14 protein-coding genes are annotated in these 15,164 nt (G+C 35.8%); all 14 read right to left on the bottom strand.

The window, feature by feature from the left end:
* A partial coding sequence (locus tag VIL26_00225; GenBank protein HEY8389372.1) for a TrmH family RNA methyltransferase occupies positions 1 to 143 on the bottom strand: 143 nt, incomplete at its 3' end.
* Between the two features lie 100 nt (positions 144 to 243).
* The gene (locus VIL26_00220; protein ID HEY8389371.1) at positions 244 to 924 is read right to left on the bottom strand and encodes a nitrilase-related carbon-nitrogen hydrolase; all 681 of its coding nucleotides are present in this window, start codon (positions 922 to 924) and stop codon (positions 244 to 246) included.
* 114 nt (positions 925 to 1,038) lie between these two features.
* Positions 1,039 to 1,971 carry a tRNA dihydrouridine synthase DusB gene (gene dusB / locus VIL26_00215; protein HEY8389370.1) on the bottom strand — a complete coding sequence of 311 codons (933 nt, stop codon included), beginning with the start codon at positions 1,969 to 1,971 and terminating at the stop codon, positions 1,039 to 1,041.
* Positions 1,968 to 2,786 (bottom strand): nucleoside triphosphate pyrophosphohydrolase, encoded by an 819-nt coding sequence (gene mazG / locus VIL26_00210; GenBank protein HEY8389369.1) that lies wholly within the window; start codon positions 2,784 to 2,786, stop codon positions 1,968 to 1,970. The genes dusB and mazG overlap by 4 nt, the downstream gene beginning before the upstream one ends.
* Before the next feature lie 113 nt (positions 2,787 to 2,899).
* Positions 2,900 to 4,594 carry a polysaccharide biosynthesis protein gene (locus tag VIL26_00205; GenBank protein ID HEY8389368.1) on the bottom strand — a complete coding sequence of 565 codons (1,695 nt, stop codon included), beginning with the start codon at positions 4,592 to 4,594 and terminating at the stop codon, positions 2,900 to 2,902.
* Between the two features lie 91 nt (positions 4,595 to 4,685).
* Positions 4,686 to 5,963, bottom strand: a complete 1,278-nt coding sequence (locus VIL26_00200; GenBank protein ID HEY8389367.1) for an O-acetylhomoserine aminocarboxypropyltransferase/cysteine synthase family protein — start codon at positions 5,961 to 5,963, stop codon at positions 4,686 to 4,688.
* A gap of 117 nt (positions 5,964 to 6,080) precedes the next feature.
* A complete protein-coding gene (gene cysK, locus VIL26_00195) occupies positions 6,081 to 7,010 on the bottom strand; it encodes a cysteine synthase A (protein ID HEY8389366.1) in 930 nt (309 codons plus the stop codon).
* 216 nt (positions 7,011 to 7,226) lie between these two features.
* The gene (locus tag VIL26_00190; GenBank protein HEY8389365.1) at positions 7,227 to 7,658 is read right to left on the bottom strand and encodes an Rrf2 family transcriptional regulator; all 432 of its coding nucleotides are present in this window, start codon (positions 7,656 to 7,658) and stop codon (positions 7,227 to 7,229) included.
* Between the two features lie 8 nt (positions 7,659 to 7,666).
* Positions 7,667 to 8,845, bottom strand: a complete 1,179-nt coding sequence (locus VIL26_00185; GenBank protein HEY8389364.1) for a galactokinase — start codon at positions 8,843 to 8,845, stop codon at positions 7,667 to 7,669.
* Positions 8,846 to 9,034: 189 nt separating this feature from the next.
* Positions 9,035 to 9,754, bottom strand: a complete 720-nt coding sequence (locus VIL26_00180) for an InlB B-repeat-containing protein (GenBank protein ID HEY8389363.1) — start codon at positions 9,752 to 9,754, stop codon at positions 9,035 to 9,037.
* A gap of 301 nt (positions 9,755 to 10,055) precedes the next feature.
* A complete protein-coding gene (locus tag VIL26_00175) occupies positions 10,056 to 11,327 on the bottom strand; it encodes an adenylosuccinate synthase (protein ID HEY8389362.1) in 1,272 nt (423 codons plus the stop codon).
* Positions 11,328 to 11,534: 207 nt separating this feature from the next.
* Entirely contained in the window at positions 11,535 to 12,746 is a 1,212-nt protein-coding gene (locus VIL26_00170) for an LL-diaminopimelate aminotransferase (GenBank protein ID HEY8389361.1), read from the bottom strand.
* Positions 12,733 to 13,566: a diaminopimelate epimerase gene (dapF, locus tag VIL26_00165; GenBank protein ID HEY8389360.1), complete on the bottom strand. Its 834-nt coding sequence runs from the start codon at positions 13,564 to 13,566 to the stop codon at positions 12,733 to 12,735. The genes VIL26_00170 and dapF overlap by 14 nt, the downstream gene beginning before the upstream one ends.
* Before the next feature lie 169 nt (positions 13,567 to 13,735).
* Positions 13,736 to 15,067, bottom strand: coding sequence for a type I glutamate--ammonia ligase (gene glnA, locus VIL26_00160; GenBank protein HEY8389359.1), 1,332 nt, complete (start codon positions 15,065 to 15,067; stop codon positions 13,736 to 13,738).
* Positions 15,068 to 15,164 lie beyond the last annotated feature (97 nt).

Raw genomic sequence — 15,164 nt, 5'->3', positions numbered from 1 at the left:
GCTCTTTTTAGATACTTGTCCGAAATTTCAAATCCAAGCGGGCGCACAAGATGAAGTTTTGTATGAGTGGCTGCGCAAGTACGAACTATATTGCCTGTATTTTGAGGAATTTCAGGTTCTACTAATACTATATTAAACATAATGACCCTATTAAGAAAAAAATTAACAATCCTTAAGATTGCCCAAAAAACATTATATATCCCTTATGAAAAAAAGTTAAACAAAATAAAACCAAAAACAGTCTTATAAAAAATTTGAAAAAATTTCTTTATATTTATCTTTTCTGCGGGACTGTATGAGCAAAATATCCTTTCTGGGCTTGATGTCTATTTCCAAAAAATCTTTTCTGGTGTAGCCTTGCACTATTCCAAACTCATCACAATAATACGATGCGTTGGTCTCAGAACAGATATTATAAATGCCGTTAGAAATAGATGCCGCTCTTGCCATAACCAAACTATTGCGCGCAAGGTCGGTATCAATAAGCGTTATCAGCAAATCACATCCGCCAATAGTCAGCATGCGGGATGATTCAGGAAATAATATATCGTTATGAATTATTATACCTAATTTCCCTTTTGATGTGTCGTACACCCTAAATCCTTTGCCTTTGTCATATTCGTCATCATAGACATGCACCATATCATTGATGTCCAGAATATGCCCATCTTCTATAATTACGGCCGATTTGTGCTTTAGTCCATAGACAGTCGTATCCATGGCGGCAATTACAACACAATTTAGAGTAAGCGAAAGTAAAACAAGTTCGGAATAAACCTGTGAAGTGCCTAAGATTTCTTTTGCCAAGTCAATTTCACCTGTAACGCCAAAAGCAAAAATAATTATATCAATGTCTGTTATTGTCTGCAGGTGTGACAATGCAAAACCCTTAAAATCAATTGAATTAACTATTGCTATTTTCATAAAGCTCCCATAGTTTATTATATTGCAGGGTGTATATGCATTGTGAAAGCAAAACCAAATATAAAACACTATAGGGAACTTTAAAAAATCATATTAATAGAAAAAACTTTAATATCAACCAATATGCAAAAAGTGACTTAAAATTTGTTTTATTTCTTGAGTTGATTGGGCTTTGTTTAGCTTAACCTTTATTTCTCTTGAACCGTTTATTCCTTTTAGATAATATCCTGCATGCTTTCTAAAATTAACCGCAACATAGTTATCATTATAATATTTCAAAAGTTCGTCAATATGTAAGGTTATGGCTTCCCAAGTAGTTATTAAGTCTTGATTGCCCAAAATTTCACCAAAAATTTGCGGTCTGCCAAGTGCGCCTCTGCCTATCATTACACCGTCAACAATCTTCAAAGCATTTTCATAGCCATGTCTGTCCCTGATATCTCCGCTTGCAATTACAGGAATATTGACTGCGTTCTTTAACTGTTCCCAAGCCTTTACATCAGCTTGTCCGCTATAAAAATCTGCACGAGTGCGGGAATGAAGCGTAATTGCATCCGCTCCTGAATCCTGCGCCATTTTGCCAAACTCTATATAATTTTTGCTGTTATTATCCCAGCCAAGTCTAAATTTTACCGTAACAGGTCTATAGCCTGCTGCCAATTTTATGGCAGATATTATTTTGGAAGCCAAAGCAGGATTTTTCATAAGCGCGCTGCCTTCGCCGCTTTTAACCACCTTGCTTACAGGACAGCCCATATTGATATCTATAATGGGAAAATTCTTCAGATAATCGGTCTTTACTGCCTCAGCCATAATATCAGGCTCAGAGCCAAAAATCTGAACAGCGCATAATTTTTCATACGGTGAAACATGCAAAAGTTCAATAGTTTTTTCACCGTTATACATTATGCCTTTTGCACTTATCATTTCGGTTACGGTCATTACCGCGCCTTGATGTGCACAGACCGCTCTGAAACCCACTTCGGTATAGCCTGCCATGGGCGCAAGAATCGCTCCTTTATTAAGTTGTATATTGCCTATTTTCATTCCTTTTGTTTTGCCTTTTTATAAAACTCATCTAATTGTTCTAGCGTATATACAGAAAAATCCTTGCCGCTTTCAATAACTGATTTTTCTACCTGAGCAAATCTGTTAATAAATTTATCAGTAGATTTTTTTAAACACAGTTCAGAATCGGCTTTTATCTTTCTAGAAATATTGACCAAAGCAAACAGACAATCGCCCAGCTCATCCGCCGCCTTTTGAGTATTTCCTGATTTGATTTCTGCCTTTAGTTCAGCGATTTCTTCATCCACCTTATTAAGCATTTGATCAACATTTTCAAAATCAAATCCTACAGAAGCGGCTTTTTTTTGAACCTTTTGGGCACGCAGCAGTTCGGGAAAATATTTAGGCAGTTCATTTATATCTTGTGTAACTGTTTTTATGGATTTTTCAACAGCCTTTGCATTATTCCAATTGGATAACGCTTCTTTGTCGTCTTGTGCTTTTTGATTAGAAAATACATGAGTATGTCTAAAAACTAGCTTTTGGCACAAAGTATTAATCACATCTTTTAACTCAAATTCTCCATCGCGTTCGGCTATTGCGCAATGAAAAATCGCTTGCAGCAGCATGTCGCCCAATTCTTCTATAATCTTGGTTTTATCGTTCTTATCTATCGCATCCACAACTTCGTATGCTTCTTCAATTGCGTTAATACGAATACTTTGATGCGTCTGCACTCTATCCCATGGGCAGCCTTGCGGGCTCATCAATATTTTCATTATCTTGATTAGATCGTCAAAGGTATAATCCTTCTTGTCTTTTAGTTCTTCTTTTAAAATCGAATAGTCTTCCAATGTCTTTACTCCTGTTGTTTTTTTTACATTATACCAAAGATTTTTTTTATAGTCATTTTAATATAAAAAAATCCGCTTATGCGGATAAACTTATTTGCTAAGTTTTTATGTTGCTATGCAGCGTATTTTTGGGTTTTGATTAGTTTTTTAATAAACGGTAAGCTTGCCATTTCTTCTTCGTTCAAAACACCCATCGCGGCTATCAGCCCTAAATAAACCAAAACACTCAAGCCCACAGCCGCTATCAGCGATATTCTGTAATCCACAAAATTATTGCAAAGCTGATAAGTATAATAAGCACATATACCCATAAGTCCTGAAGCTATGACTGGTTTTAGCACAAGTCCAACAATATCATATTTGATTTTTACTCGTTTTTTTAATGAAATAAGATTAAGCACCATTGCACAGAAATAACAAATCGTACTTGAGATCGCCGCACCGTAAATTCCTGCAAATCTCAACAGCACAAAGTTGAGAACAATTTTGATTACCGCGCCTATTGCAAGATTTTTTACAGGCACATAGTTATAGCCCAATGACTGCAACACAGAAGCTGATACTGACAATATGCTTACAAACACAACAGAAATTGAATAAATAGACAATAGTCTTGCTGCCGTCAAAGGCTCATTGACTTCACCTATTTTTAAACTGCGGCCGTACAAAAAATTGATAATTGGCTGAGCATAAATCAACAAACCCACAAAACAAGGTAAAGAAAGCAAAACTGTAAGCTTTAGTGCCAGACTTGATTTTTTCTCTACCAATTGACTATGTCCTTTTGCTTTTGAAGAAACAATAGACGGAATCAGCGCTATGGATATAGATAAGAGCAATACCACAGGCATATTAATAAGCGAGCTTACTGTTCCTGAAAACAGTCCAAAAAGCGTAGTTGCTATATTTACGGGGTTGTTTTTAGACAAAATGTTAATAACAAGCACGCTGTCAATTAATTGCGTTACGGGCATAATTATTGAACTTATTGTCATAGGTATAGAAATAGCATATATAAGTTTGAGATATCTTTTAACTTCGCGCTTAGGATATTCTAATTTTAAGCGCGTTTTGTCATTATAATATTGAATTATTATAACAATCATTGCTGCAAGTTCAGACAACGTAACGCCCAAGACAGCTCCTAATACCGCATAAGATAGTCCATAATCTTTTAGCAAATAAGCAAGACTAAGTCCCGCCGCCATTTTGACAAACTGTTCTATAATCTGTGAAAGAGCGCTGGGAAACATATTTTGTCTGCCCTGAAAATAGCCTCTAAAAGCCGATATAACGGCAACGAACACAAGACTAGGGGCAATACCAAGGTAACTTATAGCCGCGCTGATATTACCTTGTCCATAAGCAATAAGCCTGTGAAACAACACTATGATAAACATACAAATTGCGCCAAAAACAGCAAGTGAAATTAGAGCAGTTGTCAATACCTTTTGGGCTGTTTTATGTTCGCCCTTGGCAGTTTTTTCGGCAATAATTCTTGACAGAGCGGAAGGCAATCCGCCTGATGAAATTGTCAAAAGCAATGCATAGAGCGGAAATACCATTTGATATAAGCCCATACCTTCTGCACCCAAAATATATGTTAACGGTATTCTAAATACCGCACCCATAAGCTTAGCCAAAAACGAGCATACGCCCAAGATTAACGCACCATATACGAAAGAATGCGATTTCGCTTGCTTGTGTTCGATTGATTTTGGATAAACACCTGAAACAGAAATAGCGATATCGCTTCCTGCTTCTAGCTGACTTTTTGATTTGCTTTGAGACTTTGAGGACAAATTCATATTTCTATGTTATGTAAAAAATTATCTTACTATGCTTATTAAAAAAGGGAAGAAAATTCTTCCCTTTTAGTATTTAATTAACTTAATCTGTTTATTCTTTGGCAGCCTTAAAGCCGTTTTCCAAATCATCAATAATATCTTCTATGTCTTCAAGTCCTATTGACAGTCTTATTAGTTCGGGCAAAACACCTGCTTTTTTAAGACCTTCTTCGTCAAGCTGTGAATGAGTGGTGGATGCAGGATGAATTACAAGTGAACGTGCGTCGGCGACATTGGCAAGCAAAGAGAACAACTTCAGACCGTTGATAAATTTTTTGCCGGCTTCTACTCCGCCTTTTATTCCAAATGTCAATATTCCGCCTGCGCCCTTAGGTAAATATTTTTGCTTTCTTTGATAATATTTGTTGTTTTCAAGTCCGGGATAGTTAACCCATTCTACCTGCGGATGTTTTAAAAGATATTCGGCTACTTTTTGAGCATTATAGCAGTGCCTGTCCACTCTAAGCGACAAGGTTTCAATGCCTTGTAAAATCAAAAATGCATTAAACGGACTTATGCATGCACCAGTATCTCTCATCAATTGAACTCTTAGCTTAGTAATATAAGCAGCAGGAATATCGGCATAAACAAGATTATGATATGTATGATCAGGCGTTGTAAAAGAAGGAAATCTGCCGCTTCCTCTCCAATTAAAGTTTCCCAAATCCACAACTACGCCGCCTATGCTGTTTCCGTGTCCGCCCAAATATTTTGTCAAAGAATGAACTACAACATTAACACCCCATTTTTTAGCTTCAAAAAGATAAGGCGTTCCGAATGTGTTATCTGTAATCAAAGGTACTTTATGCTTTTGAGCGATTTTGGCATATTGCTCTACATCAGGAATATTGATATCAGGATTTCCTATTGTTTCAAAATAAATAGCCTTGGTTTTTGAATTAATTGCTTTTTCTATTGCGTCAAAATTTTCGGGGTCAATTATATGTACTTTTATTCCATATTGCTGTTCAAAACGGTCATTAAACAGGGTATATGTACCTCCGTATAATGTGCTTACAGCAATTATCTCATCGCCAACACTTGCAATATTCAAAATTGAATACAATATTGCAGCCATACCGCTGGAAGTTGCCAATGCGCCTACTCCGCCTTCTAGTGCATTGATTCTGTCTTCAAGTACAGCAATAGTCGGATTGTTAATGCGCGTATAAATATAGCCGCTCTCTTTTAATTCAAATAACGCAGCGGCATGATCGGCATCGTTAAATACATAAGATGTCGTCTGATAAATAGGAACTGAACGCGAGCCTGTGGGGTCAATGTTATGACCGGCATGAAGGGACTTGGTGTTGAATCCTAATTCTTTCATAATTTATACTCCTGTTTAAAAAATTACTTTTCAAATTTTTTTAAGTATATAACAAATCTAAAAAAAATGATATTTTTTATGCCGCAAGTTTTAGTTGCGGCATAAAAATTATATCATTTAATCATATAAAGGTGTCGAAAGATATCGTTCACCTGTATCAGGGAGTACGACTACAATTCTTTTTCCTTCATTTTCGGGCTTTTGTGCTAATTGGGTTGCTACAAAGAGTGCTGCGCCTGAAGAAATACCTACAAGCAAACCTTCTGCTGCTGCAACTTCTTTTGATGCCTTGAACGCATCTTCATTGCTTACGGTTATAACTTCATCTACAACTTCAGGGTTATATGTCTTAGGAACAAATCCAGCTCCAATGCCTTGTATCTTGTGAGGGCCAGGAGTTCCACCTGACAAAACGGGAGAACTCAAGGGTTCAACAGCTACTACATGAGTCTTTTTATTATGCTGTTTTAAAACCTTTCCTACGCCGCTTATTGTGCCTCCTGTTCCCACACCTGCCACAAAAATATCAACATCGCCATCTGTATCTCTCAAAATTTCCTGTGCTGTGGTCTTTTCGTGTATCAAAGGATTGGCGGGATTTTCAAATTGCTGAGGAATAAAGGAGTTTTTATCTTGCGCTGCCAATTCCAATGCTTTTGCGATCGCGCCTTTCATTCCAAGCGCTCCTTCAGTTAAGACGATATTTGCGCCTAATGCTTTCAAAAGATTACGGCGTTCGATGCTCATTGTTTCCGGCATTGTCAAAGTAAGTTTATATCCTCTTGCTGCGCTTACCCATGCCAAAGCAATACCAGTATTGCCGCTTGTTGGTTCTATGATATGGGTATCCTTATTGATGATGCCTCTTTTTTCAGCATCTACTAGCATTGAATATCCTATACGATCCTTTACGCTTCCGCCTGGATTAAAATATTCAAGTTTAGCTATGATTTTGGCTTTTAGATTATGCTTTTTATTATAGTTATCCAGTTCTAGTAAAGGCGTATTGCCGATAAGTTCTGTTAACGACTTTGCAATTTTTGACATTTTTTCTCTCCTAAATATTATTATTCCTATATGAATAGTATGAATTAAATATATATTATTATATATGTGGTGTCAAGTCTTTTTGATACCAAATTTGATAGAATATTTGTAAAAAAAACTTAAAACGACGCTAAATATTTCTTTATCAAGGTTATATCCAAAGTTAACTGAAATAAAACAAATCGCCAGCTTTCTTGACTGGCGATTTGTTTAAACTTAAATCGAAAATGAAATATTTTCTATATTGATTTTTTTATAATGTATTACAATATCTTCTAACGATATATTATCCAAAAAGCTCAACAAAACTTCATCCGCTTTTTTATATACTATTTCTGAAATAGAATATTCGATATCTGTATAATCAGTAACACTATTGCTCTCATTAATTTCGCCTTCTAGCAGTCTTAAAATCTGCAAAACTTTGATATTTCTTGGCGGGCTTGATAACTGATAACCGCCTTGAGCGCCTTTTATACTATTAAGCAATCCGCCTTTATTTAAGATTGCAAAAATCTGTTCAAGGTATTTTAGCGGGATGTTTTGTCTTTTTGCTATATCTTTTAGCGGAATATAATCTGGACCATAGCGCATGGCTAGATCTGCCATAGCTTTTAATCCATATCTGCCGCGAGAAGATACTTTCATAAAATCTCCTAGATGTTTTTTACTTCGTATGCGCCGTCAGCTATTTTTGTGTTGTAAAAAGTAGGTGCATAGCCGATTTTTTGAGTATACTCTTTAGTAACTTTTTGAATAAAGCTGTCAACCATATCAGTTTTAACTAACGACACTGTACATCCGCCAAAACCTGCGCCTGTCATTCTTGAACCTATACAACCAGGTGTCTTTTGCGCGGTCTCTGCCAATGTATCCAATTCTATGCCTGTTACTTCATAAAGTTCTTTTAAGGACTTATGTGATTGATTGAGCAATTGACCAAATTCTTTTAAGTCTCCCTTTTTCATAGCAAGCACGCTTTTATGTACTCTGTCTTGCTCATAAACGCAATGTTCAGCTCTATCCCTAATTTTTCCTTTTAATAAATGCTTATGCTGTTCAAAAATCTGAGGTGACATCTCGCAAAGATTGTTTATGTTAACCTCTTTTTTCAAAATACTCAATGCTTCTTCGCATTCAGCTCTTCTTTCGTTGTATTTTGAATCTGCAAGGCCTCTAGGCTTATTGGTATTGGCTATAACAAGTGAATATTCGCCAAGTTTTAAAGGAACATATTCATATTTTAGAGTAGAGCAATCAAGCAGTATAGCATGTTCTGCTTTTCCCATTGCGGAAGCAAACTGATCCATAATACCGCTGTTGACGCCTATATATTTGTTTTCAGCTTTTTGCGACAAACATGCAAGCTCAACTAAGTCAATGCCTTTGTCGGTATTACCTGATTCTTTAGAAAAAGTGGCAAAAGTAATTGCGGTGGCAACTTCTATTGCAGCAGAAGAAGAAAGACCTGAACCGAAAGGCACGCTTGCGTCATATAACAGATCGCATCCAACAATACTAAAGCCTTCTTGCTGCATAACAAAGGCAACACCAGCTTGATAATTGCCAAACTTTAAGCCCTTGTATTGGTCCAAATGATTTATATCCAAAACTTCTCTGTTTGGAGCAGTTGTAAAGGCCAAATTAATCTTGTCTGTTTTGTTTATACGAGCAAGTACGGTACAAGCAAGATCAAGCGCCGCAGGCATAACATTGCCGCCATTGTAGTCAATATGTTCTCCAATCAGATTAACTCTTCCGGCCGCAGAAAAAATTCTAATTTCACCCTCACCATAGATTTCAATAAATTTTTTCTTAAGTTCGTTATAATTCATTTCTCCAATCCCCTATGGATAATATTTCCACAAATTATTATCCCATATAAAACTTAGAAGTCAAGCAAAACGAAAAAACTGTCAAAACTTTTTTGACAGTTTTATATAGTAAAATCTTGATTTAACGAAATAATTAATTCTTAATTCAATCTAAGATATTTAGTAAGATTTATTTGCTAAAATCAACTTTTATTCCCATTTCGCATATAGTTTGTTTTCATAAAAATCATCTTTTGATGCATATATTATGTCGTTTTCAAAATCCCATTTATTGATACATTCTGGTTCTTTATACCAACCAGCAAAAACATATCCTTCTCTTATTGGTTCTTCTGGTATAAATGATATTTTTTCACCGTCTTCCAAGTTATCAAGCCAATAGCAGCCATTATTGGGAGAGTCGTCATAATTATAATAATAAGTAACATTAGCTGGCTTAATTGTGGATTTTTGCATATTGCTAATATAATAATACCTATAAATATATATGGAGATAGATGTATAATAAAAATCAAAATTATAATCTCCCCAAGTTGTATCCTCTTCAAAATTTAAAACGAATATCTTATTTAGATTAGGACATTTTAGAAAGGTATTACCAAAAATTTGCAATTTGCAAGGTATATATAAAATCTCTAATTGATCTGTTTCCCATATTGTCTGAAAATAGCCAGTAATTGATCGTCGCCAAATCGCAACAACAGGATAGCCATTAATCTTTTTTGGCACTACTAATATCTTTTTTTTCATTCCATCTGGCGTAAGTCCTACTATATCAGCTTCTCTTTTATCTCCCTCACCGTAAAAAATATATTCAAAATCACCTCGTGTTAATTTGTCATTACAGCCAGAAAAAACACTTAATATAAACAAGGCGATAATTAAAATAGAAACAGTTTTCCGTTTCAATATTCACCCCCCAAAAAATTAACTCAAGATAATTTAAACTATCGTTTTATAAAGTTTGACATTAGAAAATTAAAAGATGTTTTTATACAATTATTGATATATAGAATAATAGCATAACCTTTTTTGTTTTTCAATAATTTTTGTACTATTTAATGTATATGTGATAAATGAAAACTATCATTATAAATTAAATTTAAAATAAAAAGTTTTATATATCAAATTTAAAAGCAGGTTAATTTGATTTAATTAAAAAACAGCCAAGAGAAAAACTCTTGACTGTTTATGTAATTTTTAAACTATCTTATAAAATAATATCTTTTCTATCAGGACCCATACCTACATATTTTACTGGTACGCCGGTATTGTCTTCAATAAACTTAAGAAAATCTTTTGCTTCTTGAGGAAGATCATCTATGCACTTACAGCCTGTGGTGGGTTTGTTCCATCCTTTGAGAGTCTTATAAACAGGTTTTACCTTATACAACTCTCTGCTGTTAGGCATATATTCCAAAACCTTGCCGTCAAGTTCATAAGCTGTGCAGATTTTGATTTCTTTTAAATTATCAAGCTTATCAACCTTGTTGAGCGCCAATGAAGTAAGTCCGTTTATTTGAGCTGCGTAATTAACTACAACCAAGTCAAGCCAGCCTATACGTCTAGCTCTGCCTGTTCTTGCGCCAAATTCATCGTCAATGTTTTGACCGCTGCCGCGCAATTTTGAAGCTTCGGACTCTGTCATTTCGGTAGGGAAAGGACCTGCTCCGACCGCTGAAGAAAATGCTTTTGTAACGCCTACGATATCGTCAATTTCTTTAGCAGAAAAACCGCTGGATACCGCAGCATAAGCAGCAGTAGGATGAGAAGATGTAACGTAAGGATAAATTCCTAAATCCAAATCCTTCATTACACCCAATTGACCTTCAAACAATATGTTTTTGCCTTGTTTTTTAAATGTCTGAACCAAACTTATCGGATTGGTTATATAGTCTTTTAATTCCTGATACCACATTGCACATTTGTCAGCCAATTCGTCTGCGTCATATGCTCTTCCGCCCAAAAACTCAACCTGAGCATTGATAAAAGGCAACACTTTTTTTAGCCTTGAACGGCAATAATCATTATCTGCCAAATCCTCAAATCTAAGGTTGGTTCTCATAGCTCTGCCCGCATAAGCAGGACCTATGCCTCTTTTTGTGGTACCTATACCTATTTCTACATCCTTTTCGGTAAGCCCGTCAATATCAACATGATAAGGCATCAAAATATTAGCTTTTTCTGAAATATATAAGTTTTTAAGACTAATTCCGCCTTTTTTTAATTCGGCTATTTCTTTTAAGAGCTCATCGGGATTGACTACAGTACCCGTTCCGATTAAGTTGGCACAATTAGGATAAAAGACTCCGCAAGGAATCAAATGCAGCTTGAATACTCCGTATTCATTAGCTACAGTATGTCCGGCATTATCGCCGCCTTGAAAACGAACACACAAATCAGCGCTCTGAGCAAAATAATCTACCATTTTGCCCTTGCCTTCATCACCCCATTGTGTACCAACGACTACTCTTATTGACATTTTGCACTCCTTAAAGTTTTATTAACTAAATAAAATATTTTTTCTAAACACTTATTGGCGTTAAGTCTTTTGCTTATTTCGTCAATAATTTTAATATTTTGCTTTTATTTTTTCATTTACAACATAACATAAGCTCAATTCTTAGACCAAAAGGCATATGCCGCTACAATTTTTGTAGCGGTTCTATATGCTAAAATCATAAGAGAATTATCTTAGTTTTTTCAGTCTTTCTATAGCTTCAAGAGTGTTTTCTCTAGTGTTAAATGCCGTAAGTCTTAGATATCCTCTTCCTGCAGGACCAAAACCTTCACCTGGTGTTCCCACAATCTGAACTTTTCTTAAGAGATAATCAAAGAATTCCCAAGAACTATAGTTGTTAGGAGCTTTAACCCAGATATAAGGAGCATTAACACCGCCAAAAGCTTTCCAGCCTATGCTTTCCAAGCCCTCTCTTATGATTCTTGCGTTTTCCATATAATAATGGATATTTTCTTGAACTTGCTTTTTGCCTTCGGGAGAGTATACAGCTTCAGCTGCACGCTGAACTACATAAGAAACACCGTTAAACTTTGTAGCCTGACGTCTATACCAAAGTTGATTTAACTGAGCTCCGCTGGCTTTTATTTCATTAGGTATTACTACATAACCGCATCTAACTCCAGTAAAGCCTGCAGTTTTTGAAAAACTTCTAAATTCAATAGCGCACTTTTTAGCATCAGAAATTTCATAAATACTTCTAGGCTTATCTTCGGTTATAAATGCTTCATATGCTCCGTCATACAAAATAATAGCACCTATTTTGAGAGCATAATCTACCCATGACTTTAATGTTTCATAATCAGCCATTGCGCCTGTAGGGTTATTGGGGAAATTGAGATAAATTATATCAGGCTGGCGTTCAGGTATTTCAGGTAAAAATCCATTTTTCTCAAGACAAGGCATATAAATAGCCTTATTATAACTTCCATCAGGTCTTAATCTGCCTGCTCTGCCGTCAATAACATTTGAATCAACATAAACAGGATAAACAGGATCCTGAACAGCGATTCTGTTATCAATAGAAAACAGATCCAAAATATTGCTGCAATCGCTTTTTGCGCCATCGCTTACAAAGATTTCATCAACAGATATATCAATGCCTCTTGCGCGATAATCGTTTTGGGCAATAGCCTCTAGTAAAAAGTCATAGCCTTGGTAAGGAGCATAACCTCTAAAGGTTTGTGCTTCTCCCATTTCTTTTGATGCTTTTACCATTGCATCTACGATAGCAGGCGCAAGAGGAAGGGTTACATCACCTATTCCTAAACTTATTATTTTTTTGTCGGGATTTGCTTTTGCATAATCTTTTGCTTTTGAACTTACGGTAGCAAACAAATAGTTGCCGCCGAGCTTCAAAAAGTTACCGTTAATACCAAACATCAATGTCTCCTTCAAAAACGGTCACAGCGTTTCCTGTCATAATGACCGATTTTTCATATTTTATCTTAAGTTGTCCGCCTTTCAGCATCACATTAACTTCATTATTAGTATACCCATTAAGATATGAAGATACAGCAGCCGCGCAAGCACCTGTGCCGCAGGCAAGCGTTTCACCTGCGCCTCTTTCATAAACTCTTAATTCAATATTGCTTTTATCAATGACTTTTGCAAAGCCTGTGTTAATTTTTTTGGGAAACAACCTATGTGTTTCAAATTTGGGTCCCAAAGTTTCAAGGTCAAGGCTTTTGATCTCATCCATATACACTACGCAATGCGGATTGCCCATGCTAAGACAAGTAACATAATATGTCTTGCCATCTACATCAATAGGCGCATTAATAATACGTTCGCCTTGCATATTAACAGGAATGAGATTGGGCTCTAAAATAGGTTTGCCCATATCGACAGTAGCACCTGTAACAGCGCCTGATTTATCAAAAATAAGCTCGATAGTCTTTATTCCGCCTAATGTTTCAATGTCTATGGTTTTTTTTGAAGTCATTTTTTTGTCATAGACATATTTTGCAACGCATCTTATAGCGTTTCCGCACATTTCGGCTTCGCTTCCATCGCTGTTAAACATCTGCATTCTAAAATCAGCAACATCTGATGGATGAATAAGAACTAATCCATCGCTGCCTATGCCAAAATGTCTATCAGAAAGTTTGACAGCAAGCGAAGATGGATTATTTATTTTTTCACGAGCGGCGTCGATATAGATATAATCGTTGCCTGCACCGTGCATCTTTGTAAACTTCATTTTACCTCTTTATTAAGAGCAAATTTTTTTGAGCTTCAAAGCCAAAACAATGTACAACATAATATTTTTAAACATTATTGTCAATCTTTTATATAATATTCTTAAAAGATTTTAAAACAAATTTCTTGTCAATCAACTTAATGTTTCGGCTATGTTTTTGGTAATACTCTTAATATCGTCTCAAATAATTAGCTATCTCCCATTCGGAAACATGAGTGCGATAACTATTCCATTCATCTTTTTTGGCTTTTATGTATTTAGAAAATACATGATCTCCTAAAACACTTCTTACCCATTCATCTTTTTCCATCAGTTCAATGGCTTTTTCAAGGCTTGAAGGCAAACTCTTAATGCCAGCTTTCATACGATCTTCCAAGCTCATTTCATAGATATTAGAATTTACGGGAGCAGAAGGAGTCAAACCTCTTTTTATTCCGTCAGCTCCTGCCGCAATACACAAAGCCAGAGCAAGATATGGATTGCATGACGGATCAGGACTTCTTAATTCTACACGAGTGCTAGAACCACGCGCATAAGGTATCCTTATTAGCGGACTTCTGTTAGAAGCGCTCCATGCAATATAAACAGGTGCCTCATAACCAGAAACAAGTCTTTTATAACTGTTAACCAAAGGATTGGTTACTGCGGTGATTGCTTCCATATGGTCTAACAATCCAGCTATAAATGAATAAGCAGTTTTGCTAAGGCCCATCGGATCTTTTTCATCAGCAAATATGTTAGTATTGCCTTTGAATAATGACATATTAGTATGCATTCCGCTGCCTGCCATGCCAAATTTGGGCTTAGGCATAAAGGTCGCATAAAGACCATGCCATTGAGCTATGGTTTTAACTGCTAGTTTAAATGTAACTATATTGTCCGCAGTTGAAAGCGCATCTGCATATTTAAAATCTATTTCGTGTTGAGCATATGCTGTTTCATGGTGAGATGCTTCAATTTCAAAGCCCATCTCTTCCAAAATAATGCACATATCTCTTCTTGCGTTAGAACCAAGATCAGCAGGCGACATATCAAAATATCCTGCTCTGTCATTAGATTCCAAAGTAGGATGATTGTTTTGGTCCAAGTGAAACAAGAAAAATTCACATTCAGGGCCAATATTGGCTGTATATCCCATATCGGCTACATCTTTTAGAACTTTTTTTAGGATATATCTAGGATCGCCTTCAAAAGGTGTGCCGTCATTTTTATACACATCGCATATAAAACGTGCCACTTTGCCTTGAGAAGGTCTCCAAGGAAATATGACAAAAGTATCAAGATCAGGACGCAAGTTCATATCTGATTCTTCAATTCTTGCAAATCCTTCAATCGAAGAACCGTCAAACATACACTTATTGTCAAGTGCTTTATCCAACTGACTTGCTGTTATTGCTACATTTTTCAATGTTCCGAAGATATCGGTAAACTGAAGCCTGATAAATTTTACATCTTCGTCTTTGACTATTTTTCTTATCTGTTCTGCCGTATATTTTGACATTTTAAAACACCTCTCTTTTTGCAAAGGATTTTACAGTATTTCTTCCAATATCATCTTATAGACATAACTCAATTTAGTCAACAATTTTTCTAAAATT

It is taken from the genome of Clostridia bacterium (genome assembly GCA_036562685.1).
GTDB lineage: Bacteria > Bacillota > Clostridia > Christensenellales > DUVY01 > DUVY01.
Note: the sequence above shows the minus strand (reverse complement) of the source record. Positions and strands in the feature narration are given on the sequence as shown.

Bases quoted from the DNA above. Each gene is read 5' to 3' on its own strand.
- VIL26_00170 (HEY8389361.1), bottom strand. From the start codon at position 12,746: ATGTTTGGTATTAACGGTAACTTTTTGAAGCTCGGCGGCAACTATTTG.
- cysK (HEY8389366.1), bottom strand. From the start codon at position 7,010: ATGTCAAAAATTGCAAAGTCGTTAACAGAACTTATCGGCAATACGCCT.
- VIL26_00220 (HEY8389371.1), bottom strand. From the start codon at position 924: ATGAAAATAGCAATAGTTAATTCAATTGATTTTAAGGGTTTTGCATTG.
- glnA (HEY8389359.1), bottom strand. From the start codon at position 15,067: ATGTCAAAATATACGGCAGAACAGATAAGAAAAATAGTCAAAGACGAA.
- dapF (HEY8389360.1), bottom strand. From the start codon at position 13,566: ATGAAGTTTACAAAGATGCACGGTGCAGGCAACGATTATATCTATATC.
- dusB (HEY8389370.1), bottom strand. From the start codon at position 1,971: ATGAAAATAGGCAATATACAACTTAATAAAGGAGCGATTCTTGCGCCC.
- VIL26_00185 (HEY8389364.1), bottom strand. From the start codon at position 8,845: ATGAATTATAACGAACTTAAGAAAAAATTTATTGAAATCTATGGTGAG.
- VIL26_00175 (HEY8389362.1), bottom strand. From the start codon at position 11,327: ATGTCAATAAGAGTAGTCGTTGGTACACAATGGGGTGATGAAGGCAAG.
- VIL26_00200 (HEY8389367.1), bottom strand. From the start codon at position 5,963: ATGAAAGAATTAGGATTCAACACCAAGTCCCTTCATGCCGGTCATAAC.
- VIL26_00190 (HEY8389365.1), bottom strand. From the start codon at position 7,658: ATGAAAGTATCTTCTCGCGGCAGATATGGATTAAAAGCTATGGCAGAT.
- VIL26_00205 (HEY8389368.1), bottom strand. From the start codon at position 4,594: ATGAATTTGTCCTCAAAGTCTCAAAGCAAATCAAAAAGTCAGCTAGAA.